Origin of the sequence: Streptomyces sp. NBC_01390 (genome assembly GCF_045040105.1) — a bacterium.
Lineage (GTDB): Bacteria > Actinomycetota > Actinomycetes > Streptomycetales > Streptomycetaceae > Streptomyces.
Genome location: NZ_CP109551.1, coordinates 2,391,708 through 2,413,318, shown reverse-complemented (window position 1 = coordinate 2,413,318; position 21,611 = coordinate 2,391,708). Strand labels below are relative to the sequence as shown.

The 21,611-nt window shown below is 68.5% G+C and carries 18 protein-coding genes; 16 read left to right on the top strand and 2 right to left on the bottom strand.

The features are described from left to right. Positions 1-74: 74 nt before the first annotated feature. The 5 genes from yajC (at position 75) to OG241_RS10805 (ending at position 6,868) form a co-directional block, all read left to right on the top strand. The gene (gene yajC / locus OG241_RS10825) at positions 75-590 is read left to right on the top strand and encodes a preprotein translocase subunit YajC (RefSeq protein WP_405815011.1); all 516 of its coding nucleotides are present in this window, start codon (positions 75-77) and stop codon (positions 588-590) included. Between the two features lie 145 nt (positions 591-735). After that, positions 736-2,502 carry a protein translocase subunit SecD gene (gene secD / locus OG241_RS10820; RefSeq protein WP_405815010.1) on the top strand — a complete coding sequence of 589 codons (1,767 nt, stop codon included), beginning with the start codon at positions 736-738 and terminating at the stop codon, positions 2,500-2,502. 1 nt (position 2,503) lies between these two features. Next, complete coding sequence (secF, locus tag OG241_RS10815) at positions 2,504-3,616, top strand: protein translocase subunit SecF (RefSeq protein ID WP_405815009.1); 1,113 nt, start codon at positions 2,504-2,506, stop codon at positions 3,614-3,616. Further along, on the top strand, positions 3,613-4,152 hold the full coding sequence (locus OG241_RS10810; RefSeq protein ID WP_405815007.1) for an adenine phosphoribosyltransferase: 540 nt from the start codon (positions 3,613-3,615) through the stop codon (positions 4,150-4,152). Before secF ends, OG241_RS10810 begins: the two co-directional genes overlap by 4 nt. A 193-nt stretch (positions 4,153-4,345) precedes the next feature. Then, positions 4,346-6,868: a RelA/SpoT family protein gene (locus OG241_RS10805; RefSeq protein WP_405815006.1), complete on the top strand. Its 2,523-nt coding sequence runs from the start codon at positions 4,346-4,348 to the stop codon at positions 6,866-6,868. 105 nt (positions 6,869-6,973) lie between these two features. Here the strand turns inward: OG241_RS10805 and OG241_RS10800 are convergent, their stop codons facing one another. Both OG241_RS10800 and OG241_RS10795 read right to left on the bottom strand, forming a co-directional pair. Further along, a complete protein-coding gene (locus OG241_RS10800) occupies positions 6,974-8,203 on the bottom strand; it encodes a DUF349 domain-containing protein (protein ID WP_405815005.1) in 1,230 nt (409 codons plus the stop codon). 134 nt (positions 8,204-8,337) lie between these two features. Continuing rightward, complete coding sequence (locus tag OG241_RS10795) at positions 8,338-9,159, bottom strand: peptidylprolyl isomerase (protein WP_405815004.1); 822 nt, start codon at positions 9,157-9,159, stop codon at positions 8,338-8,340. A gap of 178 nt (positions 9,160-9,337) precedes the next feature. On the opposite strand from OG241_RS10795, the gene OG241_RS10790 reads away from it, so the two are divergent. The 11 genes from OG241_RS10790 (at position 9,338) to OG241_RS10740 (ending at position 21,595) form a co-directional block, all read left to right on the top strand. Further along, positions 9,338-10,060 carry an MBL fold metallo-hydrolase gene (locus OG241_RS10790; protein ID WP_405815003.1) on the top strand — a complete coding sequence of 241 codons (723 nt, stop codon included), beginning with the start codon at positions 9,338-9,340 and terminating at the stop codon, positions 10,058-10,060. 10 nt (positions 10,061-10,070) lie between these two features. Beyond that, entirely contained in the window at positions 10,071-11,333 is a 1,263-nt protein-coding gene (gene hisS / locus OG241_RS10785) for a histidine--tRNA ligase (protein ID WP_405815002.1), read from the top strand. A 283-nt stretch (positions 11,334-11,616) separates the two neighbouring features. After that, positions 11,617-12,276, top strand: coding sequence for a vitamin K epoxide reductase family protein (locus OG241_RS10780; protein WP_405815001.1), 660 nt, complete (start codon positions 11,617-11,619; stop codon positions 12,274-12,276). Between the two features lie 44 nt (positions 12,277-12,320). After that, positions 12,321-13,676, top strand: coding sequence for a replication-associated recombination protein A (locus OG241_RS10775; protein ID WP_405815000.1), 1,356 nt, complete (start codon positions 12,321-12,323; stop codon positions 13,674-13,676). Between the two features lie 299 nt (positions 13,677-13,975). Further along, a complete protein-coding gene (gene rpsD / locus OG241_RS10770) occupies positions 13,976-14,590 on the top strand; it encodes a 30S ribosomal protein S4 (protein ID WP_006381762.1) in 615 nt (204 codons plus the stop codon). A 252-nt stretch (positions 14,591-14,842) separates the two neighbouring features. Next, positions 14,843-15,298 carry a DUF948 domain-containing protein gene (locus tag OG241_RS10765; protein ID WP_405826143.1) on the top strand — a complete coding sequence of 152 codons (456 nt, stop codon included), beginning with the start codon at positions 14,843-14,845 and terminating at the stop codon, positions 15,296-15,298. Between the two features lie 8 nt (positions 15,299-15,306). Further along, a complete protein-coding gene (locus OG241_RS10760) occupies positions 15,307-15,666 on the top strand; it encodes a DUF6167 family protein (protein WP_405814999.1) in 360 nt (119 codons plus the stop codon). Then, positions 15,666-18,338: an alanine--tRNA ligase gene (gene alaS, locus OG241_RS10755; RefSeq protein ID WP_405814997.1), complete on the top strand. Its 2,673-nt coding sequence runs from the start codon at positions 15,666-15,668 to the stop codon at positions 18,336-18,338. The genes OG241_RS10760 and alaS overlap by 1 nt, the downstream gene beginning before the upstream one ends. Beyond that, positions 18,335-18,820: a Holliday junction resolvase RuvX gene (ruvX, locus tag OG241_RS10750; protein WP_405814996.1), complete on the top strand. Its 486-nt coding sequence runs from the start codon at positions 18,335-18,337 to the stop codon at positions 18,818-18,820. The genes alaS and ruvX overlap by 4 nt, the downstream gene beginning before the upstream one ends. Before the next feature lie 125 nt (positions 18,821-18,945). Beyond that, a complete protein-coding gene (gene mltG / locus OG241_RS10745) occupies positions 18,946-20,766 on the top strand; it encodes an endolytic transglycosylase MltG (protein ID WP_405826141.1) in 1,821 nt (606 codons plus the stop codon). Next, positions 20,741-21,595: a shikimate dehydrogenase gene (locus OG241_RS10740; RefSeq protein WP_405814995.1), complete on the top strand. Its 855-nt coding sequence runs from the start codon at positions 20,741-20,743 to the stop codon at positions 21,593-21,595. The genes mltG and OG241_RS10740 overlap by 26 nt, the downstream gene beginning before the upstream one ends. Positions 21,596-21,611 lie beyond the last annotated feature (16 nt).

Genomic DNA, 21,611 nt, shown 5'->3' with positions numbered 1-21,611 from the left:
TGCGGGCGGCGCCGACCACACCCCCATCCACCAGGCCGCTCACCGACGCGGTAGTGCGAAGGAAATCCCGTCCCGTGAATATCGTGACCCTCCTCCCGTTCATCGTGCTCATCGGGGCCATGTTCCTGATGACCCGCTCGGCCAAGCGCAAGCAGCAGGCCGCCTCGCAGATGCGAAACGACATGCAGCCCGGCACCGGTGTCCGCACGATCGGGGGCATGTACGCGACGGTCAAGGAAGTCAACGAGGAGACCGTCCTCCTTGACGCGGGCCCGGGTGTGGAGCTTCTCTTCGCGAAGAACTCGATCGGCGCCGTCCTCACGGACGACGAGTACAACCGCGTGGTTCACGGCATCGAGCACGACCTGAAGTCCGACGAGTCCCTCGTCCCGGACGACGCCTCCTCCATCACCGAGACCGACGAGCCCTCCGACGACGCTTCCGCCGCTTCCGACGACAAGCCCATCGACCTCGGCAAGAAGGACGCGGCCGACGAGCCGGCCGACGAGCCGGCCGACGAGACCGAGGCCGCTGAGGTGAAGGCGGAAGAAGAGCCGAAGAAGACCGACGGCGAGTCCGACGCGAAGTAGCCGCGTTCCGGGGGAGGAGCGCGGCGCGATCCGCTCGCGTCCCGTACCCCCGGCACGTCGGTTCTCGCAGGGAGTCCCGACACCATGTCATGGCCGCCGGCCGCGCTGACCCGGCGCGAGGCGGCCCGAGAGGGAGTACGAGAAGGTGGCAGCACCTAAGAAGGGCCGGAGCGCAAGCTCCCAGAGCAAGCCAGGACGCTCGCTGGCCCTCATTCTGATCGCCATCGTGGCGCTCACCGGAGGCATGTTCCTCTCGGGACACACGACTCCGCGTCTCGGCATCGACCTGGCCGGCGGCACGAGCATCACGCTCACGGCGAAGAACGAGCCGGGCCAGCCGAACGCGATCAACAAGACCAACATGGACACCGCGGTCGACATCATGAACCGCCGTGTCAACGGTCTTGGCGTCTCCGAGGCCGAGGTGCAGACCCAGGGATCCGACAACATCATTGTCAACATCCCCAAGGGCACGAACTCGGAGCAGGCCCGGAAGCAGGTCGGCACCACCGCCAAGCTCTACTTCCGTCCGGTTCTGGCCGTGGAGCCCCAGGGCGTCGCCGCGACGCCCACCCCCACGCCGAGCGCGAGCACGTCCGGCAGCCCCTCGCCGTCGGCCTCGAAGTCGGGCGCCAAGGCGACCTCCTCGTCGTCCGCCTCGCCCAGCCCGTCGGTCAGTACGACCTCCCAGGGCCGTCCGGTCACCGACGCCCTGAAGGCCGACGCGACCCCGACGCCGAGCGGCGCGCCGTCCACGCCCGCCAGCGCCTCGCCCTCGGCGAGCACCGCCCCCGACCCGGCGACCGCGGCGCTCCAGGCGAAGTACGCGGCGCTCGACTGCACCAAGAAGGCGGTCCGTGCCGTCACCGGTGACGGCGTCAAGCCCAGTGAGCCCACGGTGGCCTGTGGCAAGGACTCGACCGGGCAGTGGCAGAAGTTCATCCTCGGCCCGGCCGAGGTGTCCGGCACCGAGGTCAAGAAGGCCCAGGCCACCTTCGACACGCAGGGTGCCGCCGGCTGGCAGGTCAACATGGACTTCACGTCCAAGGGCAGCAAGCAGTTCGGTGAGGTCACCACCCGCCTCGCCCAGAGCCAGCCCCCGCAGAACCAGTTCGGCATCGTCCTGGACGGTGAGGTCGTCTCCAACCCGGCCGTGAACACGGCGATCACCGGTGGCTCCGCGCAGATCACCGGCAGCTTCGACCAGACCGAGGCGCAGGACCTGGCCAACATGCTGTCGTACGGCGCGCTCCCGCTCACCTTCCACGAGTCGAGCGTCACGACGGTCACCGCCGCGCTCGGCGGCGAGCAGCTGCACGCCGGTCTGATCGCCGGCGGCATCGGTCTCGCCCTGGTCGTCATCTACCTGGTGGCCTACTACCGGGGTCTGTCGGTCATCGCCATCGCCTCGCTCCTGGTCTCCGCTGCTCTCACCTACGTGATCATGGCGCTGCTCGGTCCGGCGATCGGCTTCGCGCTGAACCTGCCGGCCGTCTGCGGCGCGATCGTCGCGATCGGTATCACCGCGGACTCGTTCATCGTGTTCTTCGAACGCATCCGGGACGAGATCCGCGAGGGCCGTTCGCTGCGGCCCGCCGTCGAGCGGGCGTGGCCGCGCGCCCGGCGCACCATCCTGGTCTCCGACTTCGTGTCGTTCCTCGCCGCGGCGGTGCTCTTCATCGTCACCGTCGGCAAGGTCCAGGGCTTCGCGTTCACCCTCGGTCTGACCACCGTGCTCGACGTGGTCGTCGTCTTCTTCTTCACGAAGCCGCTGATGACGATCCTCGCCCGCAAGAAGTTCTTCGCGGAGGGCCACCGCTGGTCCGGCCTCGACCCGCAGCGCCTGGGCGCCCAACCGCCCATCCGTCGCACCCGTCGCGCGTCCGCGCCCGTCGACATGAAGGAGGCGTGAGATGTCGAAACTCGGCACCCTCGGCGCCCGGCTCCACCGCGGCGAGATCGGCTACGACTTCGTCGGCAAGCGTTTCATCTGGTACGGCATCTCGATCCTGATCACCATCACGGCCATCCTCGGCCTGTCGGTGCGCGGCCTGAACATGGGCATCGAGTTCAAGGGCGGTGCCGTCTTCACCACCGAGAAGACCAGCACGTCGGTGAGCCAGGCGGAGAAGTACGCGGAAGAGGCCTCCGGCCACGACGCGATCGTGCAGAAGCTCGGCAACGGCGGTCTGCGCATCCAGATCTCCGGCATCGACACCAACAAATCGGACACGATCAAGAAGGACCTCGCCCAGAACCTGAAGGTCGACCCCGAGAAGATCAACGCCGATCTGGTCGGCCCCAGCTGGGGTGATCAGGTCGCCAACAAGGCCTGGCAGGGCCTGGTGATCTTCATGGTCCTGGTCGTGATCTATCTGGCGATCGCCTTCGAATGGCGCATGGCCATCGCCGCGCTCGTGGCACTCATCCACGACATCACCATCACGGTCGGCATCTACGCCCTCGTCGGCTTCGAGGTGACGCCGGGCACGGTGATCGGTTTGCTGACGATCCTCGGTTACTCGCTCTACGACACGGTCGTCGTCTTCGACAGCCTCAAGGAGCAGACCAAGGACATCACCAAGCAGACCCGCTGGACCTACAGCGAGATCGCCGACCGGTCGATCAACGGCACCCTGGTCCGCTCCATCAACACCACGGTCGTGGCGCTCCTACCGGTCGCCGGTCTGCTGTTCATCGGCGGCGGTGTGCTCGGCGCGGGCATGCTCAACGACATCTCGCTGTCGCTGTTCGTCGGCCTCGCGGCCGGTGCGTACTCCTCGATCTTCATCGCCACGCCCCTCGTCGCCGATCTCAAGGAGCGCGAGCCGCAGATGAAGGCCCTGAGGAAGCGTGTCCTCGCCAAGCGGGCGCAGGCCGCGCAGGGCGGGGCCCCGGCGCCCCAGGTCAGCGACGAGCAGCCGTACGACGAGGACGACGACGCCGCCCCCGCGGTCGTCGGCCCGCGCAACCAGCCCGCGTCCCGTAACCGGGGTCGCGGCCGGCCCTCGGGCAAGCGCCGATGACGGCCGTCCAGGAGCTGCTGCTCAGCCGTATCCGCGATGTGGCGGACTACCCGGAGCCGGGTGTGATGTTCAAGGACATCACCCCGCTCCTGGCGGACCCCGAGGCGTTCACCGCGCTCACCGACGCCCTGGCGGACATCGCGGTCCGCAGCGGTGCCACGAAGATCGTCGGCCTGGAGGCCCGCGGCTTCATCCTGGGCGCCCCGGTCGCGGTCCGGGCGGGCCTCGGCTTCATCCCCGTACGCAAGGCGGGCAAGCTCCCCGGAGCCACGCTCAGCCAGGCGTACGACCTGGAGTACGGCTCCGCCGAGATCGAGGTGCACGCCGAGGACCTGAACGCGGGAGACCGCGTCCTGGTGGTCGACGACGTCCTGGCCACCGGCGGCACGGCCGAGGCCTCGGTCCAGCTGATCCGGCGGGCCGGCGCGGAGGTCGCGGGTCTGGCGATCCTCATGGAGCTCGGTTTCCTCGGCGGCCGGCAGCGGCTCGAATCCGCGCTGTCGGGAGCGGTGCTGGAGGCACTGATCACCATCTGAGGCGTTCCGCGGGGCGGCCCGCGGGCACCTGGAGCGACGGAGGCGGGCACCGGAGGAATCCGGTGCCCGCCTCTTGCGTTTCTCCCGTAGAAGGCCGTCTCAGCGGCCTGAAGGCGATGCCGGAGCCCGGGATCGCTACCATGGGCACTCCGGAGCCTGACCGGGGGACCCGGATCGCGCACGAGGAGTCCTCTTGGCAGACGAGGCCCAGCCCCTGACCGCCGCCAAGCCCGAGCCAGCCTCGGAGCCCGCGGCGACGCCCGCGCGGACCGCGAACAACGACGCGCACGGGCCGGTCGAGCACGCCCAGTCCGCACCCGTCGACCGTGCGGCCGAGCCCTCGCGCCCCAAGCCGGCCACGCCGGAGCCCACCCCGGCCCCCGCGCCCGCGGTCCGCCCGGCGTCCGGCCAGCCGCCCGCCCGCTCCGCCTCCCCCAACCGGGTACGCGCCAGGCTGGCCCGGCTCGGCGTGCAGCGCTCCAACCCGTACAACCCGGTTCTGGAGCCGTTGCTGCGGACAGTGCGCGGCCACGACCCGAAGATCGAGACGGCGACGCTCCGCCAGATCGAGAACGCCTACCAGGTCGCCGAGCGCTGGCACCGCGGCCAGAAGCGCAAGAGCGGCGACCCGTACATCACCCACCCGCTGGCCGTCACCACGATCCTCGCCGAACTGGGCATGGACCCGGCGACGCTCATGGCGGGCCTGCTGCACGACACGGTCGAGGACACCGAGTACGGCCTGGACCAGCTCCGCCGCGACTTCGGCGACTCCGTCGCGCTCCTCGTCGACGGCGTCACCAAGCTGGACAAGGTCAAGTTCGGCGAGGCCGCGCAGGCCGAGACCGTACGCAAGATGGTCGTCGCCATGGCCAAGGACCCTCGTGTCCTGGTCATCAAGCTCGCCGACCGGCTGCACAACATGCGCACCATGCGCTACCTCAAGCGCGAGAAGCAGGAGAAGAAGGCGCGCGAGACGCTGGAGATCTACGCGCCGCTCGCCCACCGCCTGGGCATGAACACCATCAAGTGGGAACTGGAGGACCTCGCCTTCGCGATCCTCTACCCCAAGATGTACGACGAGATCGTCCGGCTGGTGGCCGAGCGGGCACCGAAGCGTGACGAGTACCTGGCCATAGTGACCGACGAGGTCCAGTCCGACCTGCGCGCCGCCCGCATCAAGGCGACGGTCACCGGCCGCCCGAAGCACTACTACAGCGTCTACCAGAAGATGATCGTCCGAGGCCGTGACTTCGCGGAGATCTACGACCTCGTGGGTATTCGTGTACTTGTCGACACGGTCCGCGACTGCTACGCCGCTCTCGGCACCGTGCACGCGCGCTGGAACCCGGTCCCCGGCCGGTTCAAGGACTACATCGCGATGCCCAAGTTCAACATGTACCAGTCGCTGCACACGACGGTCATCGGGCCCAACGGCAAGCCCGTCGAACTCCAGATCCGTACGTTCGACATGCACCGCCGCGCCGAGTACGGCATCGCCGCGCACTGGAAGTACAAGCAGGAGGCCGTCGCCGGCGCCTCCAAGGTGCGGTCGGACCAGCCGAGGACCACCGGCAAGGACGACCACCTCAACGACATGGCCTGGCTGCGACAGCTCCTCGACTGGCAGAAGGAGACCGAGGACCCCGGCGAGTTCCTGGAGTCCCTGCGCTTCGACCTGTCCCGCAACGAGGTCTTCGTCTTCACGCCCAAGGGTGACGTGATAGCGCTTCCGGCGGGAGCGACCCCGGTCGACTTCTCGTACGCGGTGCACACCGAGGTCGGCCACCGGACCATAGGGGCACGGGTCAACGGCCGTCTCGTACCGCTGGAGTCCACCCTGGACAACGGCGACCTGGTGGAGGTCTTCACCTCCAAGGCGGCCGGCGCGGGGCCCTCCCGCGACTGGCTCGGCTTCGTCAAGTCGCCGCGCGCCCGCAACAAGATCCGCGCCTGGTTCTCCAAGGAGCGGCGCGACGAGGCGATCGAGCAGGGCAAGGACGCCATCGCGCGCGCGATGCGCAAGCAGAACCTGCCGATCCAGCGCATCCTCACCGGCGACTCCCTCGTCACCCTCGCCCACGAGATGCGCTACCCGGACATCTCGTCCCTGTACGCGGCGATCGGCGAGGGCCATGTGGCCGCGCAGAACGTCGTACAGAAGCTCGTGCAGGCGCTCGGCGGCGAGGAGGCGGCCACCGAGGAGATCGACGAGTCCGTGCCGCCCGCCCGGGGCCGCAAGCGGCGCAGCAACAACGACCCGGGTGTGGTGGTCAAGGGCGTCGACGACGTCTGGGTGAAGCTCGCCCGCTGCTGTACGCCCGTACCCGGCGACCCCATCATCGGTTTCGTCACGCGCGGTAGTGGCGTATCGGTTCACCGCAACGACTGTGTGAACGTCGAGTCACTGTCCCGGGAGCCTGAGCGCATGCTCGACGTCGAGTGGGCGCCCACCCAGTCCTCGGTCTTCCTGGTGGCCATCCAGGTCGAAGCGCTGGACCGCTCCCGCCTCCTCTCGGACGTCACCCGCATCCTGTCCGACCAGCACGTCAACATCCTTTCGGCGGCCGTCCAGACGTCGAGGGACCGGGTGGCCACCTCCCGCTTCACCTTCGAGATGGGCGACCCCAAGCACCTGGGACACGTCCTGAAGGCCGTCAGGGGCGTCGAGGGCGTCTACGACGTGTACCGCGTGACCTCGGCCCGCAGGCCGTAACCACAGGCGGTAGGACGCGGAAGGGGCTCCCGTACGAGATGTACGGGAGCCCCTCCTGCGTCGCGGTGTGCGAGGAAACCGGGAAACCGGCGAGATCCGACCGATCTAACCGCCGAACTCCTGCAGACCCTTGAGCGCCTGGTCCAGCAGTGCCTGACGGCCGTCCAGCTCCTTCTGGAGCTTGTCGGCCCTGGCGTTGTTGCCCTGCGCCCGGGCGGTCTCGATCTGGCCGCCGAGCTTGTCCACGGCCGCCTGAAGCTGGCCGGTCAGACCCTCGGCACGCGCGCGTGCCTCCGGGTTCGTCCGGCGCCACTCGGTCTCCTCGGACTCCTGAAGGGCCCGCTCGACCGTGTGCATCCGGCCCTCGACCTTCGGCCGCGAGTCCCGCGGCACGTGGCCGATGGCCTCCCAGCGCTCGTTGATCGAACGGAAGGCGGCCCGCGCCGCCTTCAGGTCCGTGATCGGCAGGAGCTTCTCGGCCTCCTCGGCCAGCTCCTCCTTGAGCTTGAGGTTCTCGGTCTGCTCCGCATCCCGCTCGGCGAAGACCGAACTGCGCGCCGCGAAGAACACGTCCTGGGCGCCGCGGAAGCGGTTCCACAGGTCGTCCTCGTGCTCGCGCTGGGCGCGGCCGGCGGCCTTCCAGTCCGTCATCAGCTCGCGGTAGCGCGCCGCCGTCGGACCCCAGTCGGTCGACGCCGAGAGACCCTCGGCCTCGGCGACCAGCTTCTCCTTGACCTTGCGGGCGTCCTCGCGCTGCGCGTCCAGGGACGCGAAGTGTGCCTTGCGCCGCTTGGAGAACGCCGAGCGGGCGTGCGAGAAGCGGTGCCACAGCTCGTCGTCCGACTTCCGGTCGAGCCGCGGCAGCCCCTTCCAGGTGTCCACCAGCGCGCGCAGCCGCTCACCGGCGGACCGCCACTGGTCGGACTCCGCCAGCTCCTCCGCCTCGACGACCAGCGCCTCCTTGGCGTGCCGTGCCTCGTCGGACTGCTTGGCCCGCTGCTGCTTGCGCTCCTCGCGGCGGGTCTCGACGGTCTCCACGAGCTTGTCCAGCCGGACCTTCAGCGAGGCCAGATCGCCCACCGCGTGGTGGGCGTCCACCTGCTCGCGGATGTGGTCGATGGCCACCTGCGCGTCCTTCGCGGACAGGTCGGTGGTCTTGACTCGCTTCTCGAGGAGGCCGATCTCGACAACCAGGCCCTCGTACTTGCGCTCGAAGTAGGCCAACGCCTCCTCGGGGGAGCCGGCCTGCCAGGAACCGACGACCTGCTCACCGTCGGCAGTACGCACGTACACGGTCCCCGTCTCGTCGACGCGGCCCCACGGGTCGCTGCTCACAGCGCCTCCTCCACATGATGCCTGCGGAGGGCTCTGCACCCCCGGGCATCGTCCACAGTTTCGTCACGGCCAACATAGGCGACCGGCAGGGATGCTGTCCGCATCCCGCGCGACCGAAGTTTCGCTGTTGGCGGTCAGGATTTCGTTACTGTCGCCTTGTTGATCACAACGGTCGCATTCGGTGCGCCGTCGCCCTGTCCCGTGGCCTCACCGGCCGCGGCGATTTTCTTCAGCACCTTCATCCCCGACGCGGAAATCGTGCCGAACGGTGTGTAACTGGGCGGAAGCTGACTGTCCTGGTAGACCAGGAAGAACTGGCTGCCACCGGTGTGCGCCTGGCCCGTGTTGGCCATCGCGATCGTGCCCGCCGGGTAGATGTTGTTCTTGAGGGTTTTGTCCTTCAGGTTCTCGTCCGGAAGGGTGTAGCCCGGGCCGCCCATGCCGGTGCCCTTCGGGTCACCGCACTGCAGCACGTAGATGCCGTTCGTCGTGAGCCGGTGGCACTTGGTGTGGTCGAGGTAGCCCTTGCTCGCCAGGAAGTTGAACGAGTTCACCGTGTGCGGGGCCGCGGCCGTCTTCAGGGCGACGTCGATGTCGCCACAGGTCGTCGCGAGCTTCAACTCGTACTTCGCCGACGTGTCGATGGTCATCGCCGGCTCCTTCTTCCAGCTCAGCGACTTCACCGCCCCTTCGGCCGGCTTCTGGCAGGGGTCCGGAGCCTTGCTCGGCGGCGAGGCGCTCGGAGTGACCTCCGCGCTCGCGTTCGACTTGCTGTCGTCGTTCTTGAAGACCCCGGTCGCGTACGACAGCACGCTGCCCACGACGATCACGCCGAGGACCGACGCGATCACCGAGTTGCGCACATTCGCCTTGCGCCGCGCGGCCGTACGCCGCTGCTGCTGCCGCAAGAACTTCTCCCGGGCGAGCTGACGCCGCCGCTGCTCCTGGGTGACCACCGGGTTCTCTCCTCATGCGTCTCGTACGTCAACTGGGACGCGTGCGTCTTGTGTGACGATCGCCTGCGTGTGCCCCGTACCGTATATGGGTTCGCTGAGGAAACGGCAGCGCCGGTAGGCTCTGCGGCACTGTCATCCACCCCGTACGACCACGTACGCCACAAATCGAAGGACGATCGTGCTCATTGCCGGGTTCCCGGCCGGCGCCTGGGGGACGAACTGTTATCTCGTCGCCCCCGCCGCCGGTGAGGAGTGCGTGATCATCGACCCGGGCCACCAGGCCGCCGAGGGAGTCGAGGAGACGCTGAAGAAGCATCGGCTCAAGCCCGTCGCGGTCGTCCTCACCCATGGCCACCTCGACCATGTCGCCTCGGTCGTCCCGGTCTGCGGCGCGCACGGTGTCCCGGCGTGGATCCACCCCGACGACCGCTACATGATGAGCGACCCGGAGAAGGCGCTCGGCCGGTCCATCGGCATGCAGTTGATGGGCGAGCTGACCATCGGTGAACCGGACGACGTCAAGGAACTCACGGACGGCGCGCGGCTGGAACTGGCGGGACTCGAACTGAGCGTGGCGCACGCGCCGGGCCATACCAAGGGGTCGGTGACGTTCAGGATGCCCGAGACCACGGACATCCCGTCCGTGTTCTTCTCGGGCGACCTGCTCTTCGCCGGCTCCATCGGACGCACCGACCTGCCCGGCGGTGACATGGCCGAGATGCTCGAATCGCTGGCACGCGTGTGCCTGCCGCTCGACGACTCGACCGTGGTGCTGTCCGGTCACGGCGCCCAGACGACCATCGGCCAGGAGCGCGCCACCAATCCGTATCTGCGGCAGGTGGCGGCCGGCCTTCAGGATCGCGGCGAGGGTTCGAACCCCCCTCCCCGACGAGGAATGTGACGAGACACCCGTGAGCACCTTCAAGGCCCCCAAGGGCACGTACGACCTGATCCCGCCGGACAGCGCGAAGTTCCTGGCGGTACGGGAAGCCATCGCGGCCCCGCTGCGCAACTCCGGCTACGGCTACATCGAGACGCCGGGCTTCGAGAACGTCGAACTGTTCGCCCGGGGCGTCGGTGAATCGACGGACATCGTGACGAAGGAGATGTACGCCTTCGAGACCAAGGGCGGCGACAGGCTGGCCCTGCGCCCCGAAGGCACCGCGTCGGTGCTGCGCGCGGCGCTGGAGGCCAACCTCCACAAGCTGGGCAACCTGCCGGTCAAGCTCTGGTACTCGGGCTCGTACTACCGCTACGAGCGCCCCCAGAAGGGCCGCTACCGCCACTTCTCGCAGGTCGGTGCCGAGGCGATCGGCGCGGAGGACCCGGCGCTGGACGCCGAGCTGATCATCCTGGCGGACCAGGCGTACCGCACGCTGGGCCTCAGGAACTTCCGCATCCTGCTGAACTCGCTGGGCGACAAGGAGTGCCGTCCGATCTACCGGGCGGCGCTGCAGGACTTCCTCCGAGGCCTCGACCTTGACGAGGAGACGCTGCGGCGGGCCGACATCAACCCGCTGCGGGTGCTGGACGACAAGCGGGACGACGTCCAGAAGCAGCTCGTGGGGGCGCCGCTGCTGCGGGACTACCTGTGCGACGCGTGCAAGGCGTACCACGAGGAGGTCCGCGAGCTGATCACCGCGGCGGGCGTCGCCTTCGAGGACGACCCGAAGCTGGTCCGCGGCCTCGACTACTACACGCGTACGACCTTCGAGTTCGTCCACGACGGACTGGGGTCGCAGTCCGCGGTGGGCGGCGGCGGGCGCTACGACGGCCTCTCCGAGATGCTCGGCGGCCCCGCGCTGCCTTCGGTGGGCTGGGCGCTGGGCGTCGACCGTACGGTGCTGGCGCTCGAGGCGGAGGGTGTCGAACTCGAACTCCCGTCCGCGACAAGCGTGTTCGCGGTGCCGCTGGGCGAAGAGGCTCGCCGGGTGCTGTTCGCGAAGGTCACGGAGCTGCGCAAGGCGGGCATCGCGGCGGACTTCTCGTACGGGGCCAAGGGGCTCAAGGGGGCGATGAAGAACGCGAACCGGAGCGGGGCGCGCTACACGGTAGTCGCCGGTGAGCGGGACCTCGCCGAGGGCGTCGTCCAGCTCAAGGACATGGAGTCCGGGGAGCAGTCGGCGATCGGCGTCAACGAGATCGTCGCCGAACTGGAGTCGAGGCTGGGCTGAGGCGGCGGGGGCACGGGGTGCTTTCGGCCTCCGCCGCCGCTGCCCCGCCCGTCCCCGGGGGCTGAGTCCCCGGACCCACGTATGCGGTGGTCGTCAACCTGGCGGCCACCGTTTCGTCCTCCCAGGCGATTTCGGGACTGAGGGCCACGCGTGCCTGACCACGCCGTTGCTTCCAGGCGGGCGCACCCGCTCCTTATGTCCACCGAACGGTGGACACGCGCCCGCGTGCGGCACAATGACCGTGCCCGCCAGCCCCCCTCTCTCGAAGCAATGGAACGGCGTGATGACCAAGACGACAGTGCTGAAGGACGGCGCCTCCACCGACCAGCCCGAGCCCCCTGCCGAGGCCTCGCACTCCGTGGGCGGCAGCCGGGCGTTCGCCGTGATGCTGCTGCTCACCGGCGCGGCCGGACTGCTCGCGGCATGGGTCATCACGATCGACAAGTTCAAGCTGCTGGAAGCCAAGGTCGCGGGCACGACGTTCACGCCCGGCTGCAGCCTGAACCCCGTGGTGTCCTGCGGCAGCGTGATGGAGAGCAAGCAGGCCGCCGCCTTCGGGTTCCCGAACCCGATGCTCGGCCTCGTCGCCTACGGCATCGTCATCTGCGTCGGCATGAGCCTCCTCGGCCGGGCCCGCTTCCCGCGCTGGTACTGGCTCACCTTCAACGCGGGAACCCTCTTCGGGGTCGGATTCTGCACCTGGCTGCAGTTCCAGTCCCTGTACCGGATCAACGCGCTGTGCCTGTGGTGCTCCCTCGCCTGGGTCGCGACGATCATCATGTTCTGGTACGTGACCTCGTTCAACGTGCGCAACGGCTTCATCCCCGCCCCGAAGTGGCTCAGGAGCTTCTTCGGCGAGTTCACCTGGGTCGTACCGGTCCTGCACATCGGCATCATCGGGATGCTGATCCTGACCCGTTGGTGGGACTTCTGGACCAGCTGACAGCGCCGGAGGCACTGTCAGTGCGGTGACATAGGGTTTCCAGCGTGGAGCCCGACCTGTTCACCGCAGCCGCAGAAGCACGCCAGGAGAAGGACCCGTCCGCGAGCCCCCTGGCCGTGCGGATGCGCCCGCGCGTCCTCGACGAGGTCGTGGGCCAGCAGCATCTGCTGAAGTCGGGATCGCCGCTGCGCAGGCTGGTCGGGGAGAGCGCGGGTGGGCCGGCCGGACCGTCGTCCGTGATCCTCTGGGGCCCGCCCGGCACCGGCAAGACCACCCTGGCGTATGTCGTCTCGAAGGCCACCCAGAAGCGTTTCGTCGAACTGTCGGCGATCACCGCGGGAGTCAAGGAGGTCCGCGCGGTCATCGACGGGGCCCGCCGTGCCACCGGCGGCTTCGGCAAGGAGACCGTCCTCTTCCTCGACGAGATCCACCGCTTCAGCAAGGCCCAGCAGGACTCTCTTCTCCCCGCGGTCGAGAACCGCTGGGTGACGCTGATCGCGGCGACCACCGAGAACCCGTACTTCTCGGTGATCTCGCCCCTTCTCTCCCGCTCCCTCCTGCTCACCCTCGAACCCCTCACCGACGAGGACCTGCGCGGCCTGCTGCGCCGCGCGCTCACCGACGAGCGCGGCCTCAAGAACGCCGTCACCCTTCCCGAGGACACCGAGGAACACCTGCTGCGCATCGCCGGCGGAGATGCCCGCCGGGCCCTGACCGCGCTGGAGGCCGCCGCGGGAGCCGCGCTCGACAAGGGCGACGCGGAGATCACCCTCCAGACCCTGGAGGAGACCGTCGACCGGGCGGCCGTGAAGTACGACCGTGACGGCGACCAGCACTACGACGTCGCCAGTGCCCTCATCAAGTCCATCCGGGGCTCCGACGTCGACGCGGCCCTGCACTACCTCGCCCGGATGATCGAGGCCGGCGAGGACCCCCGCTTCATCGCCCGCCGTCTGATGATCTCCGCCAGCGAGGACATCGGCCTCGCCGACCCGAACGCCCTCCCCATAGCCGTCGCCGCCGCGCAGGCCGTCGCCATGATCGGCTTCCCGGAGGCCGCCCTCACCCTCAGCCACGCCACCATCGCCCTCGCCCTGGCCCCCAAGTCCAACGCCGCGACCGTGGCGATCGGCGCCGCCATGGAGGACGTACGCAAGGGCCACGCGGGACCCGTGCCGATGCATCTGCGCGACGGGCACTACAAGGGCGCCGCCAAACTTGGTCACGCGCAGGGGTACGTGTACCCGCACGACCTGCCCGAGGGGATCGCCGAGCAGCAGTACGCGCCGGAGGAGCTCAAGGACCGTACGTACTACGAACCGACCCGGCACGGAGCCGAGTCCCGCTACGCGGACGCGGTCGAGTGGACCAGGAAACACCTCGGTCGAAAGCGGTCCTGAGCACGCTGTAGAATCCTGCCCAGTGCTGCGTCCCGTGTCCGGCTTCGGTCGGCGCCTCAGGCGGGACAATCAGCCGGATCTGTTGATCCAGGAGCGTCGCGCACCTTCGTAGGTGTCGCGGGCAGCCCACCACCATCCGGGATTCCGGGACGGTCGGTGGGCCGTTCGTGTGCTGCACGTATGTGCCCAGCACAGGGGAACGGCTGCCTGGCAAGTCCCTCGTGGACCTGTCGGGAATCCCCGGCTGCGGATGCGACCTCCCGTAACCCTGAGGCAGCCGAAAAGGAAAAGGAAAAGAAGTGGCGAACCAGTCCCGCCCCAAGGTCAAGAAGTCGCGTGCCCTCGGCATCGCGCTGACCCCGAAGGCCGTCAAGTACTTCGAGGCCCGTCCCTACCCGCCGGGTGAGCACGGTCGTGGCCGCAAGCAGAACTCGGACTACAAGGTCCGTCTGCTGGAGAAGCAGCGTCTGCGCGCGCAGTACGACGTGTCCGAGCGCCAGCTCGTCCGCGCCTACGAGCGTGCCGCCAAGACGCAGGGCAAGACCGGTGAGGCCCTGGTCATCGAGCTGGAGCGTCGTCTCGACGCCCTGGTTCTGCGTTCGGGCATCGCCCGCACGATCTACCAGGCCCGCCAGATGGTCGTTCACGGCCACATCGAGGTCAACGGTGGCAAGGTCGACAAGCCGTCGTTCCGTGTCCGTCCCGACGACGTCGTGATGGTCCGCGAGCGCAGCCGCAGCAAGACGCTGTTCGAGGTCGCGCGCGCCGGTGGCTTCGCCCCCGACGGTGAGACCCCGCGCTACCTGCAGGTGAACCTCGGCGCCCTGGCCTTCCGCCTGGACCGCGAGCCGAACCGCAAGGAGATCCCGGTGATCTGCGACGAGCAGCTCGTCGTCGAGTACTACGCCCGCTGATCCAGCGGTCGCAGTACTTGGTACCACCGGCTTCGCGCCTCGGCCCGTCGTTTCCCCGCCTTCACCGGCGGGGGAGCGGCGGGCTTTCGCGTACGGCTCCGCCCGCGCGCGACCGCCGTCCCGGCGGGTCCCGTCCGGGTACGGAGAGCCACCTTCGGCGCGATAGGGTCGGGGGCGACTTTCGAAGTACTCGGAACACACGTGCAGTACCCCAGAGTTCAGTCGATCTACGAGCGCAGAGAGCGGTGCGGTGTGACCGGTGGAGAGGTTGCCGGGATCCTGGTGGCCGTCTTCTGGGCGATTCTGGTCTCCTTCCTCGCCGTGGCTCTGGTGAGGCTGGCCCAGACGCTCAGGGCGACCACGAAACTGGTCGCGGAGGTGACGGACCAGGCCGTGCCGCTGCTGGCCGACGCCTCCCAGGCCGTGCGCTCCGCACAGACACAGATCGACCGGGTCGACGCCATCGCCACCGACGTCCAGGAGGTCACCTCCAACGCGTCGGCGCTGTCCACCACCGTCGCCTCGACCTTCGGCGGCCCGCTCGTCAAGGTCGCCGCGTTCGGCTACGGCGTACGCCGGGCGATGAGCCGCACCAGGGAGGACGAGACGCCCGCACCCGCGCGGGTCCGGCGCACGGTCATCGTCGGCCGCACCGTATCGGCCCCGAAGGCCGCCAAGGCCTCGAAGCGCCGCAGGCAGAAGGGCTGAACCCCGCCATGTTCCGCCGTACGTTCTGGTTCACCGCGGGCGCCGCGGCCGGTGTGTGGGCCACCACCAAGGTCAACCGCAAGATCCGGCAGCTGACCCCCGAGCACCTCGCCGCGCAGGCCGCCAACAAGGCGATCGAGGCCGGCCACCGGGTCAAGGACTTCGCCCTCGACGTACGGGCCGGGATGGCCCAGCGCGAGGCCGAGCTGGGCGAGGCCCTCGGGATCGCCGAACCCCCGGGCCGCGCCCTGCCCCCGCAGCGGCGGCCCGCCGCCCTCGACCGCGGGTCGGAAAACCTGAAGCACGATGAGAAGCACTACGGGATGCTGGACAACACGCACCCGTACAACCGGAATGAGGACCACTGATGGAGTCGGCTGAAATTCGTCGCCGCTGGCTGAGCTTCTTCGAGGAGCGCGGCCACACCGTCGTCCCTTCGGCGTCGCTCATCGCGGACGACCCGACTCTGCTGCTGGTCAACGCCGGCATGGTGCCCTTCAAGCCGTACTTCCTCGGTGAGACGAAGCCGCCCGCCCCGCGCGCCACCAGCGTGCAGAAGTGCGTGCGTACGCCGGACATCGAAGAGGTCGGCAAGACCACGCGGCACGGCACGTTCTTCCAGATGTGCGGCAACTTCTCCTTCGGGGACTACTTCAAGGAAGGAGCCATCAAGTACGCCTGGGAGTTGCTCACCAACTCCGTCGCCGACGGTGGCTACGGCCTTGAGCCCGAGAAGCTCTGGATCACCGTCTACCTCGACGACGACGAGGCCGAGCGGATCTGGCGCGAGCAGATCGGTGTCCCGGCCGAGCGCATCCAGCGACTGGGCAAGAAGGACAACTTCTGGTCCATGGGCGTCCCCGGACCCTGCGGACCCTGCTCCGAGATCAACTACGACCGCGGCCCCGAGTTCGGCGTCGAGGGCGGCCCGGCCGTCAACGACGAGCGGTACGTGGAGATCTGGAACCTGGTCTTCATGCAGTACGAGCGCGGCGCCGGCGACGGCAAGGAGGACTTCCCGATCCTCGGGGACCTGCCGTCGCAGAACATCGACACCGGTCTCGGCCTCGAACGACTTGCCATGATCCTGCAGGGCGTACAGAACATGTACGAGACCGACACCCTGCGCGTCGTCATGGACAAGGCCACCGAGCTGACCGGTGTGCGCTACGGCGAGAAGCACGACTCCGACGTCTCCATGCGCGTGGTCGCCGACCACATCCGTACGTCCGTGATGCTCATCGGCGACGGCGTCACCCCCGGCAACGAGGGCCGTGGCTATGTCCTGCGCCGCATCATGCGCCGTGCCATCCGCAACATGCGCCTGATGGGTGCCTCCGGGCCGGTCGTCGCCGACCTCGTCGACGTCGTCATCAAGACGATGGGCCAGCAGTACCCGGAGCTCGTCACCGACCGCAAGCGCATCGAGACCGTGGCCCTCGCCGAGGAGGCCGCCTTCCTGAAGGCCCTCAAGGGCGGCACCAACATCCTCGACACCGCCGTCACCGAGACCAAGCAGGCCGGCGGCAAGGTCCTCTCCGGTGACAAGGCGTTCCTGCTGCACGACACCTGGGGCTTCCCGATCGACCTCACCCTCGAGATGGCCGCCGAACAGGGCCTTTCCGTGGACGAGGACGGCTTCCGGCGCCTGATGAAGGAGCAGCGGGACCGCGCCAAGGCCGACGCCAAGGCCAAGAAGACCGGCCACGCCGACATGGGCGCCTACCGCGAGATCGCCGACGCCGCCGGTGAGACCGAGTTCTTCGGGTACGACCGTACCGAGGGCGAGTCGACGGTTGTCGGCATCCTCGTCGACGGTGTCTCCTCCCCGGCCGCCACCGAGGGCGACGAGGTCGAGATCGTCCTCGACCGCACCCCGTTCTACGCCGAGGGCGGCGGCCAGATCGGTGACACCGGCCGGATCAGGATCGACACCGGTGCCGTCATCGAGATCCGCGACTGCCAGAAGCCGGTCCCCGGGGTGTACGTCCACAAGGGCGTCGTCCAGGTCGGCGAGGTGACCGTGGGCGCCAAGGCCCAGGCCGCCATCGACGTGCGCCGCCGCACTGCCATCGCCCGCGCCCACTCGGCCACCCACCTCACCCACCAGGCCCTGCGCGACGCCCTCGGCCCGACGGCCGCCCAGGCCGGTTCCGAGAACCAGCCCGGCCGGTTCCGCTTCGACTTCGGTTCCCCGTCCGCCGTACCGACGGCCGTGATGACCGACGTCGAGCAGCAGATCAACGAGGTCCTCGCCCGCGACCTGGACGTGAGCGCCGAGATCCTCAGCCTCGAGGAGGCCAAGAAGCAGGGCGCCATCGCCGAGTTCGGCGAGAAGTACGGCGAGCGTGTGCGCGTCGTGACGATCGGCGACTTCTCCAAGGAGCTGTGCGGCGGCACCCACGTCCACAACACCTCCCAGCTCGGCCTGGTCAAGCTGCTCGGCGAGTCGTCCATCGGTTCGGGTGTCCGGCGTATCGAGGCCCTGGTCGGCGTGGACGCCTACAACTTCCTGGCCCGGGAGCACACGGTCGTCGCCCAGCTCCAGGAGCTGGTCAAGGGCCGCCCGGAGGAGCTGCCGGAGAAGATCTCCGCCATGCTCGGCAAGCTGAAGGACGCCGAGAAGGAGATCGAGAAGTTCCGCGCCGAGAAGGTCCTCCAGGCCGCCGCCGGTCTGGCCCAGGGCGCCAAGGACGTACGCGGTGTGGCTCTTGTCACCGGCCAGGTCCCGGACGGCACCACCGCCGACGACCTGCGCAAGCTGGTCCTCGACGTGCGGGGCCGCATCTCCGGTGACCGCGCCGCCGTGGTCGCTCTGTTCACCGTTGCCAATGGCAAGCCGCTGACCGTCATCGCCACCAACGAGGCCGCCCGCGGGCGCGGTCTCAAGGCGGGCGACCTGGTTCGTACGGCCGCCAAGACCCTCGGTGGCGGCGGTGGCGGCAAGCCGGACGTCGCCCAGGGCGGTGGCCAGAACCCGGCCGCCGTCGGCGAGGCCGTCGACGCCGTCGAGCGCCTTGTGGCGGAAACGGCCAAGTGAGCGGCGACGGAAACACCCTGCGCCGCGGCCGTCGACTCGCGATCGACGTCGGGGACGCCCGGATCGGGGTCGCCTCGTGCGACCCCGACGGGATCCTCGCCACCCCGGTGGAGACAGTCCCGGGCCGGGATGTTCCCGCAGCTCAGCGCAGGTTGAAGCAACTCGTCGACGAGTACGAACCCATCGAGGTCGTCGTCGGTCTCCCTCGCTCCCTCAAGGGGAGCGAGGGCCCCGCCGCCGTCAAGGTCCGGGGCTTCGCCGAGCAGCTGGCCCGCCTGATCACACCCGTCCCGGTGCGTTTGGTGGACGAGCGCATGACGACGGTGACGGCCAGTCAGGGACTGCGCGCTTCGGGCGTGAAATCGAAAAAGGGCAGATCGGTCATTGACCAGGTCGCAGCCGTGATCATCCTCCAACAGGCCCTGGAATCCGAACGGGTGTCAGGTAAAGCACCAGGCGAGGGCGTCGAAGTGGTCATCTGATCGCGATACGGTAACGTTCCGCGCGATTGTGGCTCTGTTCGAACAGTAGCCGCACAGTAAGAGGCGGAACGGTAGCGGCGATGTGGGGGCCGCGTGATCGGCCGCCTCGCGGCTCTAGGGGATTGATGACTGAGTATGGCCGGGGCCCAGGCTCCGAACCGTGGCATCCGGAGGACCCGTTGTACGGGGACAGCGGATGGGAAGGGCAGCAGGCCCAGGCCGACCAGTCCTCCAACGGCGGCCAGCCGCAGCACTACCCGCAGCAGCCGCAGCAGTCCCAGTACGGCGACTGGGGCGCCGACGCGCAGCAGGCCGCCTATGGTCAGGCTCAGCAGCAGTACCCGCACCAGCAGTACCCACAGCAGTATCAGCAGCAGCCCCAGCAACAGCAGTACCCGCAGCAGTACGTCGACCCGAACCACCAGCAGCAGTACGTCGACCCGAACCACCAGCAGCAGTACGTCGACCAGGGGCAGCAGCAGTACGCGGGCGGCGGCTGGAACGCCGGTCAGCAGACGCAGGTCCCGTACATCACCGACCCCACGGATCCGTACGCCCAGCAGGTCGCTGCGTACGGCGGTGAGCAGTCCGACTACTACGGCACGCCTGACGCCTACCCGCCGCCGCAGCCGCCGGCCAGGCGCCGTGCCGAGCCAGAGGCGGAACCGGAACCGGGGCCCGAGCCGGAGTCGGAGTCGGAACCGCAGAGCGGCTGGGACCCGGGTCCCGACCAGGGTGAGCACGCCTTCTTCGCGGGCGGTGACGATGACGACGAGCCCGATGACGAGGCGGAGGGGCGTCGGGGGCGCGGTGACCGTAAGGGCAGGGACGACGGGAAGAGCAAGAAGGCCGGCAAGGGCAAAAAGGGCCGGACCGGTACGGCCTGCCTGGTCGTCGTGCTGGTGTTCGGTGGTGGCATCGCCGGAATCGGTTATTTCGGGTACCAGTTCTACCAAAATCGTTTCGGCGCGGCTCCCGACTACGCGGGCGACGGCACGAGTGCGACGGTGACCGTCGAGATCCCCAAGGGTGCGGGCGGATACGAAATCGCCCAGGCGCTGAAGGCGAAGGGTGTCGTCAAGAGCGTCGACGCATTTGTGGCCGCTCAGTCGGACAATCCCGACGGGAAGAAGATCCAGGCCGGCGTCTATGTCCTGAACAAGGAGATGTCGGGCAAGAGTGCCGTCGCGTTGATGCTCGATCCCAAGAGCCAGAACAACATGATCGTCGCTCCCGGGCAGCGCAATGTTCAGGTCTACGCGGCCATCGACAAAAAGCTCGATCTTGCCGCAGGTACCACCGCGAAGGTCGCCAAGAAGGACTACAAGAGTTTCGGTCTGCCGGACTGGGCGAACGACAGCAAGGAAATCAAGGACCCGCTGGAAGGTTTCCTTTACCCGACGACCTATCCGGCCGCCAAGGGTATGAAACCTGCGGAAATCCTCAAGGAAATGGTCGCGGCGGCCACGGCGAAGTACGAAACGCTGGATCTCGAAGCCAAGGCAAAGACCCTCGACCTCGACAGCCCGCTGCAGGTCATTACGGTGGCGAGCCTTGTCCAGGCCGAGGGTGTGACACACGACGACTTCAGGAAGATGGCCTCTGTCGTCTACAACCGCCTCAAGACGTCGAACGACATCACCAACCAGAAGCTTGAATTCGACTCGACGTACAACTACCTCAAGAACCAGAGTAAAATCAACATTTCGACGTCGGAGATCCGTAGCTACGACGACCCGTACAACACGTACTTCTACAGGGGTCTGCCGCCTGGGCCGATCGGAAACCCCAGTAACGACGCGCTGAAGGCCGCACTGAATCCCGACGGCGGTGGATGGATGTTCTTCATCTCCCTCGACGGCAAGACGACGAAGTTCACCAAGACCTTGTCCGAACACGAAGAGTTGGTCCGGCAATTCAATGCGCAACGTAAAAGCGGCAGCTGAGCACGGAGGGGGACGCCGGGCCGCGGTGCTCGGTTCCCCCATCGCCCACTCCCTCTCGCCGGTGCTGCACCGTGCCGCGTACGCGGAACTGGGGCTCACCGACTGGACGTACGACCGTTTCGAGGTCGACGAGGGCGGGCTGCCGGGATTCCTGGGAGAGCTCGGTCCGGAGTGGGCGGGGCTGTCGCTCACGATGCCGCTCAAGCGGGCGGTCATCCCGTGGCTCGACGAGATCAGCGAGACGGCCGCGTCGGTCGAGGCCGTCAACACCGTCGTGTTCGGCGCGGACGGGCGGTGCGTCGGTGACAACACCGACATCCCCGGAATCGTGGGCGCCCTGCGCGAGCACGGCATCGAACAGGTCGACTCCGCCGCGATCCTCGGCGCCGGCGCCACCGCCTCCTCCGCGCTCGCCGCGCTCGCCCGAATCTGCACCGGCGAGGTCGTCGTGTACGTCCGCAGCGAGGCCCGGGCCACAGAGATGCGGCAGTGGGGCGAACGCCTCGACATCGAGGTCCGTACGGCGGACTGGGCGGACGCGGTCCGGGCGCTGCACGCTCCGCTGGTGATCGCCACCACCCCGGCCGGTACGACGGACGCGCTCTCCGGTGCCGTACCGGAACGGCCGACGACGCTCTTCGACGTGCTCTACCACCCCTGGCCGACCGATCTGGCGGCGCGCTGGTCGGCGCACGGCGGGGCGGTCGTCAGCGGGCTCGACCTGCTGGTGCACCAGGCGGTGCTTCAGGTGGAACAGATGACCGGGGTCGCTCACGGCCCGCTGGGTGCCATGCGCAGGGCCGGCGAGAAGGCACTCGCCGACCGCTGACCCGATTCCGTGCCGC

Coding starts and splice junctions, on each gene's coding strand:
- secF (WP_405815009.1), top strand. CDS start 2,504: ATGTCGAAACTCGGCACCCTCGGCGCCCGGCTCCACCGCGGCGAGATC.
- OG241_RS10810 (WP_405815007.1), top strand. CDS start 3,613: ATGACGGCCGTCCAGGAGCTGCTGCTCAGCCGTATCCGCGATGTGGCG.
- OG241_RS10780 (WP_405815001.1), top strand. CDS start 11,617: ATGACCAAGACGACAGTGCTGAAGGACGGCGCCTCCACCGACCAGCCC.
- OG241_RS10760 (WP_405814999.1), top strand. CDS start 15,307: ATGTTCCGCCGTACGTTCTGGTTCACCGCGGGCGCCGCGGCCGGTGTG.
- alaS (WP_405814997.1), top strand. CDS start 15,666: ATGGAGTCGGCTGAAATTCGTCGCCGCTGGCTGAGCTTCTTCGAGGAG.
- mltG (WP_405826141.1), top strand. CDS start 18,946: ATGACTGAGTATGGCCGGGGCCCAGGCTCCGAACCGTGGCATCCGGAG.
- OG241_RS10740 (WP_405814995.1), top strand. CDS start 20,741: ATGCGCAACGTAAAAGCGGCAGCTGAGCACGGAGGGGGACGCCGGGCC.